This is a genomic window from Desulfurobacterium thermolithotrophum DSM 11699 (assembly GCF_000191045.1).
Lineage (GTDB): Bacteria > Aquificota > Aquificia > Desulfurobacteriales > Desulfurobacteriaceae > Desulfurobacterium > Desulfurobacterium thermolithotrophum.
On record NC_015185.1, the window covers coordinates 377,718 to 393,505 of the forward strand.

Genomic DNA, 15,788 nt, shown 5'->3' on the forward strand with positions numbered 1-15,788 from the left:
TTTTACCTCTTCAAGCTAAAAGCTTTTATTTCAAGATTAACGTTTACTGTATATTTTGTCTTCTTTTTATCTTTTTCTAAATTATAAATGGAGTTTATTGAAAAATTGCCAAAATTAAGTATTCTATTGGCTTTTGATAAGTTTTCACACCAATGAATAAATTGAGGGTAAGTACTTTTTAATTCTATTTTGTATGGAATTTCTACGTAATACTTTTTATCCATAGGTAGCTTTCTTTGAATATTAACAATAGTTACACCGCTATCAGCATCTGATATAGAACGAATTATTTTGCTTACTTCTTCTTTTCCTGTTGGCAGTTTTGATTCAATTATTAAAAGTTCTTTTCTTAAAGTAGTAATTTCTCTTTCCAATTTATCTTTCCTTTTCTTGGCAATTTTTAGCCTGTTTACCGTTGACTCAAGAGATTCAAGCTTTCTCTTTTCTGTTAATAATTGTTCTTTTAATGGGGTTATGCGTAAAAAGTATAGACACCAAAAAAGAAAAGCGATTAAAATTATGATAATAAACCATCTTTGCCATCTTGGAATTTCCAGCCACTTTTCATAAAAATTAATGAGGAATTCCATTTCTTAACTCCAAATTAACTTGAAACTTATAGTAATTTATCTGTTTATGAAGATTTTTAAATTCTATAGTTTCTAAGTTTGCATTTTTGAATGTTACTGTTCCAAGATTTTTATCTAATTCTTTAAGAAAAGTATATAAATTCTTAAGATTTTTTGAGTTTCCTGTTAGATTTATGGAATTATCTTGATACGAAAGAGAGCTTAACCATATACCCGAAACATACTTTTTGTTTCCAAAAAAGTAAAGAAATGAGGGAACATGTCTTTTCCTTTCAAGTTCTTTAACAACTGTTAGCTTTTTCTGGAGCTCTTTCCTATACTCAGCTAATTCCTTTTCTTTTTTCTCGATGTTTTTAAGCTTACTTTTTTCTAGTTCCAGTTTTCTTATTTCATCCTTTGTTTTAACTAATTCTGTGTTAATAGAACGTTCCCAATACTGTTCAATAGAAAGAACACTTAGCAGTAAAAAAATAGTAAAGACTATATCAGGATGAAAATACTTAGCAAGTATTGACTTTTTTTCTTCAGCAAAGTTAAATCTTAACATTGCTATCACCCTTATATCTTAAGCTTAATCCTGCAGCAATTCCAAATTCTTCATAATTATCTAAATTGTCGAATTTAAAAGGAAATCCTTTATAGACTTCTTTTCCTGTTAATTCCTTAACAACATCTACTAAGCCTTCTATCTTTGAAGAACCACCAAAAAAATAGATTTCATTTACATCCTGATTAAAGCGATCTTTAAAATTTTCAATTGTCCAAAGTATCTCTGTTGTAATTTTTTTTATTGCTCTAACGATTACTTTATCAAAAACTTCCTTATAGGTAACATCCTTTGTGCTAGTTCCTTTCTTTAGTTTCTCTGCATCTTCAAAACTAAGCATAAACTCTTTCTGAATTTGTTCAGTAATAGAATAACCACCATATTCAACGTTTCGAGTTACATAAGGATATCCACCAAAGGAAATTATAATTCTCGTAAAAGAAGCTCCAAAGTCAACAAGACAAACAGGAGATGCTGTTTTTTCTGGATAGTTAAGGTAAAATTGATTATTGAAAGCAGCTGGTTCTATATCAACAATCACAGGATTTAAACCAGCTTTCTCAACAACACTTACTCTTTCTTTTAAGAATTCTTTTTTCACAGCAGCAATAGCAACATCTATACCTTTTTTTTCTATAGAGACAGGTAAAACTTTGTAATCTATCTTTACTTGCGTTAGTTCTTGAGGAGTCATCATGCTTTGAATATAGTTCATAACAGCTTCTTCTATTTTCTTTGAAGGAGGAATACTAATAACGCTGTAAAAGCAGGAAGATAAAGGTACGTGAATTGCTACGTTCTTTTCTTCTATTTTGTTAGTTTTGAAAATTTCTTTCAAGTAGGAAGCAAGTAAAAATAAATCAACAATTTCTGTACCAGCAAAAACTTGCTCCTCGTAAATGTATTCCGATTTTGTTTTAAGTTTAAAAGTATCTTTGTCTTTTTTTAACTGAACGAGTTTTATGCTGTATGAACCAATATCAAGACCTGGAAGGTAGTAATGTTCACCCTTTAAAAATCTTGTTAACCATCCCATCCCATTATATCCTTATACTTTCTTTATTGTACTTATCTCTACAATAGGTAGTAATAATGAAAATACGATAAAACCAACAATCAATCCGATTATTATCATAATAGCAGGTTCTAGCATAGAGGTCAAATTCTTTGTGTATATTTCCACTTCATTTCTTAAGAATTTTGAAACCTTTGAAAGGAGCTCTGCTAACCTTCCACTTTGCTCTCCTGCTTTGATAAGTTGCAAAGCAACAGTTGGAAGTTCTTTGATTTCCTTAGAAAAAAGGGTAGCAAGGCTTTTTCCTTTTTTTAGTTCATTGTTTATAAGAAGAAGTCTTTCCTTTAAGTACTCGTTTTTAACAGTATGAGTAGCTGAAATCATAGCGTCTACAATAGGAATTCCTGCTTTTAATAAACTACTGAGAGTTTCAAAAAAGCGATTGAGTTCGATATAAAGGAAAAGCTTTCCAAATACAGGAAGTCTTAACTTAAATTTATCAAATTCTCTTTTCTTTCTCTTTTCTAAAAAAATAAAAAATAAAGTAAGAAAAACAAAAAAGATCAAAATAAAATGGTAATAGTTAATAAATCCGTTACTTATAAAAAGTGTAATCTTTGTACTAAGCGGTAAAGAAATTTTCATAGAAGTATATATAGAAACTATTTTAGGTATTACGCTGAGCATCATAAAAACAACTACACCAATGGCAACAACCAACAAAACTACCGGATAAATAAGAGCATTAATAATAGTAGATTTTAACTCCTCCCTTTTTTCAAGAATTGATGCAATTATTTCTAAACTTTGAACTAATGTACCTCCTTTTTCTCCCGACGAGACAAAACTTACTATAACAGGATCTTTTATTCCTGCTATCTTAAGAGATTCTGAAAGGCTCTTTCCTTCACGTAAATTATTTACGATTTTTGTCATAAATATCTTTTTTCTATCTTCTTTAAAGTTTTCAGAAAGAGATTCAATAGCTTCAATTAAAGGTATTCCTGCATCTAAAAGAGTAGCTAAGGTTCTAAAGAAAACAGCTAACTCTTGAACTGATAGTGCCTTTTTAAAGATAGAAAAAGAAAAGTTTCTCTTTTTAATGGCTTCCTCTTTGATTTCATAAGGAAAAATTCCTTGACTTTTTAAAATGGAAATAGCTCCCGAACGAGAAGATGCCTCAATAACTCCTTTTCTCTCTTTTCCTTCTTTATCGTAACCTTTATAAGTAAAAACTCCCATTAGCCTCTCGTTACTCTAAGAACTTCCTCAATAGTTGTTATTCCAAGTTTAACTTTTTCAGCTCCATCCATTCTAAGCGTTTTCATACCTTTTTTTACTGCAAGGTTTTTTATAACGTCAGCATCCTTACTTTCAAGTACAGCACTTCTTATTTCTTTATCAACAATTAAAATTTCATATATTGCCGTTCTTCCAAGATATCCTGTTCCCATACACTGTTCGCAACCGGCTCCTTTAAAAAGTTTTCCTTCAAAGTTTGTTAATCCAATTTCTCTAAGTTCTTCATCTGTAGGTTCATAAGAAGTTTTACAGTGAGGACAAATTTTTCTCACAAGTCTTTGAGCAATTACTCCTATTACAGACGATGCAACTAAGAAAGGTTCTATACCCATATCAAGAAGCCTTGTAACTGAAGTTGCTGAGTCGTTTGTATGAAGAGTAGAGAAGACAAGATGTCCAGTTAAAGCTGATTGAATTGCAATTTCGGCAGTTTCTATATCTCTAATCTCTCCAATCATTATCACATCTGGATCCTGACGTAAGATACTTCTTAAGGCACTTGCAAATGTAAGACCAATATCTGGTTTTACCTGTACTTGCGATATACCGTCAAGCTGATACTCAACAGGATCTTCAACAGTAATTACGTTTATCTCCTCACTGTTTATTTCTGAAAGAGCTGCATAAAGAGTAGTAGTTTTACCTGAACCTGTAGGTCCAGTTACTAAGATTATGCCGTGAGGAGTATGAATTAGTTTTTTAAACTTTTTATATTCTTTATCAAGAAGTCCCAACTCTTTTGTAGAATAAAGGATACTTTCCTTTGATAAAAGTCTTAAAACAACTCTTTCTCCAAAGTAGGTTGGAAGAGTAGAAACACGAATGTCAACTTCTTTTCCACCTACTTTTATCATTATCCTTCCATCTTGAGGAAGTCTTTTTTCTGCAATATCAAGGTTTGCCATAATTTTTAGCCTTGAAACAACCGAAGGAATTTTAGAAGGTGGTATTTCTTTAAGAGTTTTTAAGACTCCATCAATACGAAGTCTTACTCTCATTCTATCTTTAAAAGGCTCAAAGTGAATATCACTTGCTTTTATTCTAACTGCTGTCATTAGGATATCATTAATAAGTTGAATAGTTGGTGCTTCTTCTTGAAGAGTTAAAATATCTTCTCCATACTGGTCGATGACTTCTTCTTTTTCTTCCGTTTCTTCCTTTGCCATTAAGAATTTGTTAACTTCATCAAACGGAATAACAACTATTTTAACCGGTTTAGCAAATATCCACTCAATTTTTTTTATTCCTTCAAGGTTAAAAGGATTATCAGTTGCAACTTCTACTTCATTTTCATCTTCTTCTAATGGAATTAACCGTTCTTTTCTTAAAAAAGAAGGACTAACTTTCTCAAGAACTTCTCTTTGCGGCTGAGGGAGTTTTTCAAGGAATGGAAAACCTAATTCTTCAAAAAGAGATTTAAGCTTAGGATTTTCCCATCTTAGTATCCCAACAACTTCTTTAAAAGAAGAAAAATCTTTATTAGGAATTAATTCCTCTTCTTTAAGCTTTTTCAAAAAGACTTTTTCACTTAACATTTATCTTTAACCCTTCTCCTAAATTAAATTTTCCAAAGCCTTTAATATCTGATGTAATTCCTTGCCTTGACTTGTTAATCTTTTGAATGTTTTCTTTGTATAGATTTACCTTGTCATTTGTTAGTTCATTTTCTTCTTCCCTACTTCTAACAACTCTTGGAGTTATGAAAACAAGTAAATTGGTTTTTTCAATTTGATGTCCCGTTTTCTTAAAGAGATTTCCAAGAACAGGAATATTTCCAAGAACAGGAACCTTTTCAATAGTAGTGAGTTTTTTGCTCTTTATAAGTCCTCCAATGACAAGGGTTTGTCCATCTTGAACATCAACAGTTGTCTTTGCTTCCCTTTTAGACGTTATCGGAGCAGTTTGGTCTGCATTAGCATATCCAACGACATCTTCCACTTTTTCGTAGATTTTAAGTCTTACTTCTCCTGAAGCTGTAATGTGAGGTGTAATTTTTAAGGTTATTCCTACATCTTTATAGTCATAGCTTATGACAGGATTATTATTGGCATCGTATTTAACTCCCGTTGAGTAAGGAATTACTTTTGAGATATTTATTTCTGCTTCCTCATTATCCAGAGTTAGTATCTGAGGCGTAGCAATAACATTTACTCCTCCTTCTTTTGCATAGGCATTAAGAAGAAGTCCTATGTCTGGTGTATCACCCCTCCACTTTGCAATACCTAATAAAAGTCCTGGAGAAGCAGAAGGATAACCGGCTTGAAGAGGAAGATTACCGTAAAGACTACCACCAAATGGGACAAGATTTCCTCTTGAAAGGAATTTCCATTCTACTCCTAGTTGTAAGAGCTTGTCCATTGACATTTCGACAATTTGAACTTCAACAAAAACCTGTGGTCTTTTTATATCAACGCTGTCTATTACTTCTTTAACCACTTTAAAATCTGAAGGAGAGGATAAAACTATGAGAGAATTACTTGATTTATCGGCAACAATCTTAACTTCTCCTGTTAGTCCCATAGATTTTCTCGATGTTCCTTTAAAGAGACTACTAAGAACTTTTGCCATGTCTTCTGCAAAAGCGTAGTTAAGTCTTATTATGTGTATATTCCCATCTTCAACATTTAAAGGTTTATCTAATTTAGGAAGTAAAGATTGAACTTCTCTTATAACTTTTTGTGTTCCAACAACAAAAAGAGTATTAGTTCTTTTATCAGAAGCAAAGTGGTAATAGTCTCTTCCCGGAAGTGGAACTGTCTTAGCAATGTCAAAGGCAAAGGTTTTATCTAAAAGCACTTTTAAAACTTTCTCTACGTCTTCAACCTTACCATTTTTTATTTCGAAAGAAGCAATTTCCATTTTCATAGGAGCTCTATCAAGTCTTCTAACAACAGTTTCTATTCTATGAACGTTTTTTTCTTTGTCTGTAACAACGATTGCATTGGAGTTGCGAACAATACTAACTCTACCTACAGGAGACAAAAGATTTCTAACAAGACTTCGAACACTGTTAGCTTCAAGATGTTTAGGAATTATGATGTACGTTAAGATTCTATCTCCACCATCTATTTGACCCGTTTTTACAATAGAACTTTCTTTTGTAGCTTCTCTGTTTCTAACGATTTTGACGTAATCCTTATACTCTACAACCTGATATCCAAGCTCATCAAGAGCTGCTACATAAAGGTTAAACAGTTCTTTCTTAGGAATAGGCTTTGGAGAAATGATTGTTATTTTTCCTTTTAAAGAAGGAGGAATTATAAAGTTCTTTCTTACTGCTTGGCTGACTACTTTTGTAAAGTCTTGTATGTCTACAGAATCAAAGTTTATCTGAACAGTTTTATTTGGTTCCTTAGTATAAGCTGGTAAAGAAAATGCTATGGAAATACCTGTAAAAAGAGTCAAAAACTTTCTCATTTTTTTTCCCCCTACTCAAGTTCATAGTGTAACTTTACCTCTCTTCCATTCCTTACTACCGTAATTGTAATTGAATCTGAATTTTTTAATTGTTCAAAAGCCGAAAAAGAATCTTCAGGTGTCTTTATGTGAATATCATTAATTGAAGTAATTACATCTCCAGGTTTGATACCCAACTTATATATGAAACTTTTCCTATTTACGTAGTTAACTTTAAGACCTTCTGGATTGATATTAGGTACGATATTTATATATCTCAAGAAATTTCCCGAAGCTATTTCGTTCATTATGTCTTTTCTTTTAACTTGAAAAAAGTTTTCAAAACCTGTATTTAAGCGTGATAGGGAGTTTTTATTCTCTTTTTCAAAGAGCTTTAAAATGTATTCCTTTCCATCTTTTTTTAAGACTACATAGTCAGAATAAATTTTTAAAACTTTAAAACCTTTTATTTCTTTTCCTTCTGATACCGCTAAGGTTTTTCCTGTTTTTTTATCCTTCAGAATAACTATACTATGGCTGCATTGACTACAGATGATAGTTCCTTTTAAAGTAAAATCTTCAAGACTAATAACTTCTCTTTTTTCAGGAGTGATTGTTTTTTCTTCTAACTTGATAGGTGATTTAAAAAAGCCTTCTCTCTCAAGAAGAGGAAAAGGAAGAGCTGAAGCCTTAAATTGAGGTTTAAAACTAAAGTCGACATTAAAGCAAGGTTGAAGTTTTAACAAAAAGATTGATGAGAGAAATAACGTAATTGAATAAGAAAGTAATAAGACAGAGAAAATATTCAATCCAAAATTCAATTTATCTTTTAGCATACTTTTCCTCTTCTTTAATTAGAAATTTTACAAAATCTAATTGTTTTTCTTTATCTTCAGGTATTTCTTTATCTATTAGCCTGTATTTTAGTTCATTTAAAATTTCTCTGAAAATTGGTCCTGGTTTAAGTCCTATTGCTTTTAGATTATCTCCTGTTACTGCTGGTTTAGTAAATCTCCAACTTTTTAAATATTCAAGAATCTTTTCTCTTTTCCATTCTTCCTCTGTTAGGCTGGCAGCAAAAAGAAGAACTTCTTCTTTAAATCTACTAACTAACTTATAAATTTCACTGTTCTTTCTTTCCTTGTTAACTTCTTTTAGAAGGTAAGATGCTTTCAATAAGATTTCTTTAAGAATTTCCCTATCTTTTTCAGGAACCGAAAGGTTATCAAGATAGGTATCTATTTTTTGAAACGATTGACCTATTAAAAGAGCTCCAAAATAAAGGAGGTCATATCTAATCTCTTTTTCTTGAAAATTCAGCTTATGCCAGATTATTACTTTTCTTATCCTCTCAAAAAGATCTTTTTTCTTTTTGTCCCACACGATAGTAGGAAAAATAGAAGAAAGAACTTTATAGTAAGCTAATTTGTTTACCACTCTTAAAGGATTATCTTCCAAAAAGATCTGCTTGAGTTCATGATAAATTCTCTGTCCTTCGACTGTTTTAAAGAGCTTCCTTTGAACAGCTATCTTAAGAAGTTTTTCTGTATGTTTTCCAAGCTCAAATCGGTAACGAGTTGCAAATCTTAGAGCTCTCAAAATTCTAGTAGGATCTTCAACAAAAGAAAGGGAATGAAGAATTCTAATCTTCCTATCTTTTATATCCCTAAGCCCTCCAAAGAAATCTATTAGTTTTCCAAACTCCTTTTTGTTAAGCTTTATTGCGAGAGTATTTATTGTAAAGTCTCTTCTCATTAAATCTTTTTTTAGTGGTGCCATGTCAACTTCAGGTAGAGCTCCCGGAGCTTTATAAACTTCTGTTCTTGCAGAGGCAAAATCAATTCGAAAACCATCAGGAAAAACTACTGTAGCCGTTTTAAATCTTTCAAATGTGTGAACTTTTGCATTTGCCTTCTTTGCAACTTTCTTTGCAAACTCTGTAGCATCCCCTTCAATAACTATATCTACGTCAAAGTTTTTACGTCCTAAGATTAAATCCCTTACAAAACCTCCAACAATGTAAGCATTAACTCCAAACTCATCTGCAAATTCTCCGATTTTTTTAATGAGATCTAAGAGGTCTTTAGGTAAACTTTCTTTTAGCTTTTGAACTATATTTTTGTACTTAGGTGACGATAGAGCTCTTTTCTCGTAAAACTTTGAAATATCAGAAATTTCATCTTTATAAAGATTCATAAGAATATCCGTTCTTGTAATAACTCCGATAGGTTTTCCATCTTGAACAACAGGAACAAAGCTCTGATGTCTATCTATTATTACCTTTTCTACATCACCGATAGGTGTTTCAGGAAGAACTTGTAAGAAATCTCTTTCCATAATCTCAAAAATAGGTTCTTCCTTAAGTCCCATATATATTGCTTTATCTATTAATGTTCTATTAACAATACCAACAATATTTCTCTTTTTATCTACAACCGGAGCAGCATTTATACTGTTTTTCATAAGAGTAGTTCTTGCTTCCTCAATGGAAGAGTCAAAAGAAACAACAATAGGAGGATAAGTCATTATATCCTTTGCTTTTTTGAGAGGTTCTACAACTTCTTCTAATACCTTTTTTAGCTCTTCAAGAACCTCAAAAACAGTTTTTCTTTTTATAGAAGCTGACGCTGCTTCTACGTGTCCCCCACCTCCAAAGTGTTCTGCAACTTTTGAAACATCTACCTTTGGTGTCTTTGATCTTCCTATTAAAGATACACTTCCTTCAAACTCAAGTACAGCGATGATAGCCGGCAAACCACTAATTTCTAAAAGTTTACTAACAAGCGAAGAGATGTCCTTAATGTAAGAATCAAATCTTCCATAAGTAATTCCGATTAAGTTTCCATGGACTTCCGTTATCTTCAAGTTATCCTTTAAGTTTTTAAGTATGTCTAACTCTTTATCTGAGAGGTCTGATGGTAGGTACTTTTTGACAAATTCGATATTAGCTCCTATAGATACAAGATAAGCTGCCGCTAAAAAATCTATAGGAGAAGTTGAAGAAAACCTGAAGTTTCCAGTATCAGAATAAATTCCTGCTAACATAACAGAAGCTTCAATTGGAGTGGGCGTAATTCCCTTACCTTTTAATAGAAGAACCATAAGTGAAGTTACAGAACCTGAAGCTTTGTAATGATGCTCAATGTCTTTAAAGCTAACTTCTGCAGAGTGATGATCATAAACAATTGTTTCAACATTTTTTTCTTTTATTAGTTTTCTTATGCTATCAGGAATTCTATTAATGTTATCAGTATCAACGATTACTATCTTTTTAACACTTTGTGGATTAAAGTTTTCTTCCTCTACGAAGTCAATAAGTTCAGGATTTTCTGAAAGCAGCTTTACAACATCGTTTCCTTTCGTACCAGGAAGAACAACGGTTGCATCTGGATATAGCTTTTTTGCTGCTATAACTGCCCCAAGAGCATCTAGATCCATGTTTTTGTGAGTAGTTATTACTATTCCCATAAAACTCCTTACAGAAAACTTTGCGAGAAAGCCCTGCTTTTTAAAGCAGGGATAAATCGCACGGCGTAAGCCGTTGAAATCCAAATCTCCTACAATTAATTATAAACTATGAAAACAGCAAAAGCAGAGAAAATAAAAAAGACTCTTAAGGAAACAAGAGAAAGAAGAGAAAATCAGGTATGCAGAGTCTATCAGCTAAAACTTCAGAACCTATCAAAAAAGGACATTGAAAAGCTTGATAGACTCTTTTTGGAAGCTAAATGGTTGCGTAACTTTGTCATAGCAGACATTGAAAATAGAACAAAGGACTACAAATATAAAGAAGTAGAAATCAAAATTCCTGATGGTTTTGAAAAAAGAGAAATTAAAACTCTCTCTTCTCAAATGAAACAGGAGTTAATAGACCAAATAAAAGATGACCTTAAGAATTTGAAAAAGTCTAAAGAAAATGGAAACAAAGTAGGTAAACTCAAATTTAAATCAGAAGTTAGAACAATCCCCCTCAAACAGTATGGAGTAACCTACAAGATTTCGGGAGACAGAAACAGAGTAAAGATACAGGGAATAAAGAAGAAATTCAGAGTCTTAGGACTTCATCAGATACCTGAAAATGCGGAGATAACAAAAGGGTATCTTATCAAGAGACCATCGGGGTTCTATCTGCATGTGGTCTGTTATCTACCTAAAGAAGAAGTATTGAAGGAAATTGAAGAAAAGAGGATACCTCAACCTGTGGGAATAGACTTAGGAGTAAAACATCAACTAACGCTATCAAATGGAGAAAAATTCAACTGGTATATACCTGAAACTAAAAGACTAAAAAGACTACAAAAGACACTTTCTAAAAAAGAGAAAGGAAGTAAGAATTATCAAAAGATAAACCATCTCATAAAAAGGGAATGGGAATATATCAGCAACAAGAGGAAAGACATACATAATAAAGTCATCAGTTATCTCAAAAGATTTTCTTTGATAGCGATACAAGATGATTCAATAAAAAGCTGGAAGGATGGGTTATTTGGAAAGCAGATACAGAACACAGGGATAGGAGGAATAACTGCAAGGTTAAGAAATCTTGCGACTCTTATTCCTGTGTTATTTGTAGATAGATATGAAGCTACCACTCAAACCTGTTCATTCTGTGGACACAGACAGGAGATTTTGCTGTCAGAGAGAACGTTTAAATGTGAAAGTTGCGGTAGAGAGATAGACAGGGATGTTAATTCAGCAAGGAACATTTTGAAGACAGCGATTGAGCAACTGTTATGGATGTTGAAGGTAGTTGAAAGAATAGGAGAAGGAAAACTCCTGAAAACCCTACCCGTGGGCAGCGGGGAAGTTAAGCCTGTGGAGAGGGTTATAGCCCTCGTTGAAGCAGGAAGCCTACCACTTTAGTGGTAGGAGGATGTCACAGAATATAATTAAGTTAAAATCAAATTATAACTTTCTAGTTTGGAGAATCTAATGTTTATAACAATAAGAGAATTTAAAGATAAAGAGGAATTAAAAAACTATCTTCTATCAATTGGAATTACTGAAGCAGGAGTAAAAATTCTTTCGTCAAAGGTTTCTAAGTTCAACATAGAGATATCTAATATTGATACGCGAGCTGCAAATATCCTTAAACAGGATGCTATATCTGTTGGTGGAGATTGTGCTGTTCCAAGAAAGGCTTCGATTTTTGAAAAAGGAACATGCACTGTTTTATTAATGGTAACAGAAAGAAGTCTTTTTAGATTGATTGAAAAACTAAAGCTCCAACCTTTTAAGCTTAAAGAACTAGCAGTTAAACTAAAAGAAGCAGTAGAAAACTATCAAAAAGACGAGTTTATAATCAGTTATAACGGTAAAGAACTAAAGTTAAGAAAACCAGCAATAATGGGAATTTTAAATGTTACTCCTGACTCTTTTTCCGATGGAGGAAAGTTTTCTACTGTTGATAGAGCTTTGAAACACTGCGAAGAAATGCTTGAAAGTGGTGCTGATATAATAGATGTAGGTGGGGAGTCAACAAGACCTGGTTCTGATCCTGTACCAATAGAAGAAGAACTAAGAAGAACTATTCCTGTTATTGAAGAAATAAGAAAAAAACTTGGAAATGAATTTTTTATATCCATAGATACCTATAAATCGGAAGTAGCAAAGAAAGCTCTTGAAGCCGGTGCAGATATAGTTAACGATATAAGCGGTTTTCACTTTGATAAAAACATGGCTGTTTTAGTAGCAGAAAAAGGCTGTCCTGCAATTGTTATGCATATAAAAGGAACTCCAAAGGACATGCAAAAAAACCCTTATTACGAAAATGTTATAAGAGAAATCCTTCTTTACTTCGAGAAAACACTAAAAGAAGCGGAGAAAAAAGGAGTAAAGAGAGAGCAATTGATAATAGATCCAGGCATAGGTTTTGGAAAAAGGTTGGAAGATAACCTATGTATCCTAAGAAGACTTTCAGAGTTTAAAACACTAGGACTTCCAATTCTTATCGGAACTTCAAGAAAGAGCTTTATCGGAACAATTACAGGTGAAAGTGATCCTAAAAAAAGGTTAGAAGGAACTCTTGCATCCGTTTATGCCTCGGTAATTAGAGGCGCAAAAATAGTAAGAGTTCACGATGTAAAGGAAACAAAGAAATTTCTTGATACTCTATGGGCACTAGAGGAGGTCTATTGTTAGAAGCTATACCGAAAATTACTCTATGGGACGTTATAGATATACTGATAGTAGCTTTTCTTATTTACAGGATCTTTGTTTATCTTTCAGAAACAAGAGCTATTCAAATCTTAATAGGTCTTTTAGTTCTTTTAATGTTTAGCGTTATAGCAAAGTTTTTTCACTTTTACACATTGTCCTTTATATTTAACAATTTAATAACAATAGGAATATTCGCACTAATCGTTATTTTTCAGCCTGAAATTAGGAGAATTCTTGCAAGGATAGGGGAAAAGCAGTTTGGTATTTTTACCACTGAAGAAGAAGCAGAAAAAGTTATAGAGGAAATAGTTAGAGCTTCTGCTTCTATGTCTGAAGATAGAATAGGTGCTTTAATTGTAGTAGAAAGAGATATAAAATTAGACAATTATATTGAAGCAGGAACATTAATAAACGGGGCGGTTTCTAAAGAGCTCCTCATAACTATTTTTTGGCCTGGAACACCCCTTCATGATGGCGCAACGATAATAAGGAAAGATAAGATATACAAAGCGGGTGCGTTTCTTCCCTTATCTTTAAACCCTCATCTTCCTCAAACTGTAGGAACAAGACATAGAGCGGCCATAGGAATTACAGAAGAAACCGATGCTATAGCAGTAGTTATTTCTGAGGAAACAGGAGCTGTGTCTATTTCGTATGCAGGAAAATTGATAAAAAATCTTGACCCTCCAAAATTAAAAAAGGTACTAAAAGGATTGCTTGTTAAAAAAGCTAAAGAAAAGAAAAACTTTGTTGACTATTTCAAGAGGAGAAATGAAGAAAGCTTTTGATCTTATCTTTTATAAGTTTCACTATAAGGTACTTGCTCTACTTTCTGCTATCTTACTTTGGCTTCTTGCTACAAACAAAGAAATTACAGAAACCGAATTGAGAGTTAAAGTAAGCCCTCTTTCTAGGGGAAATTATAAGATTATTGATTACTTTCCCAAAGAAATAAATCTTACTGTAGAAGGCTATAGAAAAGATTTACTTATTCTTAAGGAAAAAAATTTGGTTAGAATTCTTTTGCCAGAAAAGATTCAAACTAACGAAAGTGGGACTGCTTTAGTAAAAATAAAGAAAGATAAGCTCTTGCTTCCTGTATCTTCTGTTAAAGTGAAAAAGATTGATCCAAGCTATTTAAGAATTAAGGCTGAAAAGCTAATAAAAAAGGTAGTTCCTGTAAAGCTAGAAGCTATAGGAATAAGGAAAAATCTTAAACTTATTCTATCTCCTAACTATGTTATTGTTTATATTCCTGAAAAGCTAAAAAATAAAGTACATTTTGTTAGAACAGAAAAGATTGACTTATCAAGCATAAAGGGAAATGCAGAAATATACCTAAACATCGTTAGCAATTATAAAGTAGAGCCAAGCAGAGTAAAATTGATAATTAGAAAAAACAGGAGGTAGAATGCGGATTCCAAAGAGAAAACTTTTTGGAACAGATGGTATTAGAGGAATTGCAAACAGATATCCATTAACACCAGAAATGGTTCAAAAGATAGGAGTATCTTACGGTGTTTATCTTAATTCTAAGTATCCTGGAGAAAAACACACGGTAGTTGTTGGAAAAGATACAAGACTTTCTTCGGATATGATAAAGTCTGCACTTATAAGTGGACTAACGGCAACCGGAGTGGATGTAATTGACGTTGATGTAGTTCCTACTCCTGCTCTTTCATTTTTCATCAAGGAAGGAAATTTATCCGGTGGTGTTATGGTTTCAGCTTCTCACAATCCGTATGAATATAATGGATTAAAGTTCTTTAATAAGGAAGGTAGAAAGTTTACAGAAGTAGAAGAAGGAGCTCTTGAACTTGTTATTTTTAATAAGTTTGAATTACCTAAGGCTTCTTCAGATAACATTGGAAGAGTTTTTGATGGAGAAAACTTGGTTGAAGGTTACGAAAAATTCATAGAATCTGCAGGTAGATATCTTGCAGGTCTTAAAATAGGTATAGATTGTGCAAACGGAGCAACTTTTAAAATAGCACCTGAAATATTTAGAGCTTTAGGAGCAAAGGTTTTTGTGTTCAATGCTGAGCCAGACGGCTTAAATATTAACGAAAACTGTGGTGCAACAAATCCAGAGTTCATAGCTTCAAAAGTTAAGGAACTTAAACTCCATATTGGATTTGCTTATGATGGAGATGGCGATAGATGCATTGCCGTTGATGAAAACGGTCAAGTAGTAGATGGCGATCAAATAATGGCAATTTTTGCAGCTCACTATATGGATAAAAACAAAACTGTTGTTGCAACGGTTATGAGTAATATAGGTCTTGAGCTTTTTCTTGAGAAACTTGGTATAAACCTTATTAGAACAAATGTTGGAGATAGACTTGTTTCTGAAAAGATGGTAGAAACAGATTCCCTTGTTGGAGGTGAACAATCCGGTCACATAATTTTAAGGGACTATCTTGAAACAGGAGACGGCCTTTTAACTTCTGTTATCCTTGCTTCCATTGTAAAGTCAACAAGAAAACCTCTAAGTCAACTTAGCAGCATGATGAAAAAGTATCCACAAAAACTAAAGAACCTAAGAGTGAAAGAAAAGAAGCCTATAGAGAAGATGGAAGGAGTTAGTAAAGCAATAGAAGAAGCAAGAAAACAACTTAGTGGAAGAGGAAGAGTTCTTGTAAGATATTCAGGAACAGAACCTCTTATTAGAATTATGGTTGAAGCAGAGAGTGAAGAGCTAATTGAAGAAATGACAGAGCTCATAGAAAAAGCATTAAGAGAAGAAGGTATAGTTGAAGAATAAAAAGTGTTAATAGGA

Annotated in this window: 13 protein-coding genes; 5 read left to right on the forward strand and 8 right to left on the reverse strand. The window is 32.7% G+C overall.

Translation table 11 applies throughout. The features are described from left to right. Positions 1 to 2: 2 nt before the first annotated feature. The 8 genes from DESTER_RS01955 to DESTER_RS01990 are packed head-to-tail and all read right to left on the reverse strand — an operon-like array spanning position 3 to position 10,318. Entirely contained in the window at positions 3 to 590 is a 588-nt protein-coding gene (locus DESTER_RS01955) for a type IV pilus inner membrane component PilO (RefSeq protein ID WP_013637994.1), read from the reverse strand. Next, positions 574 to 1,137: a PilN domain-containing protein gene (locus DESTER_RS01960; protein WP_013637995.1), complete on the reverse strand. Its 564-nt coding sequence runs from the start codon at positions 1,135 to 1,137 to the stop codon at positions 574 to 576. The genes DESTER_RS01955 and DESTER_RS01960 overlap by 17 nt, the downstream gene beginning before the upstream one ends. Then, positions 1,124 to 2,173 carry a type IV pilus assembly protein PilM gene (gene pilM, locus DESTER_RS01965; protein WP_013637996.1) on the reverse strand — a complete coding sequence of 350 codons (1,050 nt, stop codon included), beginning with the start codon at positions 2,171 to 2,173 and terminating at the stop codon, positions 1,124 to 1,126. The genes DESTER_RS01960 and pilM overlap by 14 nt, the downstream gene beginning before the upstream one ends. Before the next feature lie 12 nt (positions 2,174 to 2,185). Continuing rightward, a complete protein-coding gene (locus DESTER_RS01970) occupies positions 2,186 to 3,394 on the reverse strand; it encodes a type II secretion system F family protein (protein WP_013637997.1) in 1,209 nt (402 codons plus the stop codon). Then, a complete protein-coding gene (gspE, locus tag DESTER_RS01975; RefSeq protein WP_013637998.1) occupies positions 3,394 to 4,989 on the reverse strand; it encodes a type II secretion system ATPase GspE in 1,596 nt (531 codons plus the stop codon). Before gspE ends, DESTER_RS01970 begins: the two co-directional genes overlap by 1 nt. After that, on the reverse strand, positions 4,979 to 6,871 hold the full coding sequence (gene gspD, locus DESTER_RS01980) for a type II secretion system secretin GspD (RefSeq protein ID WP_013637999.1): 1,893 nt from the start codon (positions 6,869 to 6,871) through the stop codon (positions 4,979 to 4,981). The genes gspE and gspD overlap by 11 nt, the downstream gene beginning before the upstream one ends. 11 nt (positions 6,872 to 6,882) lie before the next feature. Then, entirely contained in the window at positions 6,883 to 7,686 is an 804-nt protein-coding gene (locus DESTER_RS01985) for a PDZ domain-containing protein (protein WP_013638000.1), read from the reverse strand. Then, a complete protein-coding gene (locus DESTER_RS01990; RefSeq protein WP_013638001.1) occupies positions 7,673 to 10,318 on the reverse strand; it encodes a CBS domain-containing protein in 2,646 nt (881 codons plus the stop codon). The genes DESTER_RS01985 and DESTER_RS01990 overlap by 14 nt, the downstream gene beginning before the upstream one ends. Before the next feature lie 108 nt (positions 10,319 to 10,426). Between DESTER_RS01990 and DESTER_RS01995 the strand changes: the two genes are divergently transcribed. The 5 genes from DESTER_RS01995 to glmM all read left to right on the forward strand — a co-directional run bounded on the left by DESTER_RS01995 (position 10,427) and on the right by glmM (position 15,773). Beyond that, positions 10,427 to 11,713, forward strand: a complete 1,287-nt coding sequence (locus DESTER_RS01995) for an RNA-guided endonuclease InsQ/TnpB family protein (RefSeq protein WP_013638002.1) — start codon at positions 10,427 to 10,429, stop codon at positions 11,711 to 11,713. A 69-nt stretch (positions 11,714 to 11,782) separates the two neighbouring features. Beyond that, positions 11,783 to 12,991, forward strand: a complete 1,209-nt coding sequence (gene folP, locus DESTER_RS02000; protein WP_013638003.1) for a dihydropteroate synthase — start codon at positions 11,783 to 11,785, stop codon at positions 12,989 to 12,991. Further along, positions 12,985 to 13,797, forward strand: coding sequence for a diadenylate cyclase CdaA (cdaA, locus tag DESTER_RS02005; protein WP_013638004.1), 813 nt, complete (start codon positions 12,985 to 12,987; stop codon positions 13,795 to 13,797). The genes folP and cdaA overlap by 7 nt, the downstream gene beginning before the upstream one ends. Beyond that, the gene (locus DESTER_RS02010; protein ID WP_013638005.1) at positions 13,781 to 14,419 is read left to right on the forward strand and encodes a YbbR-like domain-containing protein; all 639 of its coding nucleotides are present in this window, start codon (positions 13,781 to 13,783) and stop codon (positions 14,417 to 14,419) included. The genes cdaA and DESTER_RS02010 overlap by 17 nt, the downstream gene beginning before the upstream one ends. A 1-nt stretch (position 14,420) precedes the next feature. Continuing rightward, positions 14,421 to 15,773, forward strand: coding sequence for a phosphoglucosamine mutase (gene glmM, locus DESTER_RS02015; protein WP_013638006.1), 1,353 nt, complete (start codon positions 14,421 to 14,423; stop codon positions 15,771 to 15,773). Positions 15,774 to 15,788 lie beyond the last annotated feature (15 nt).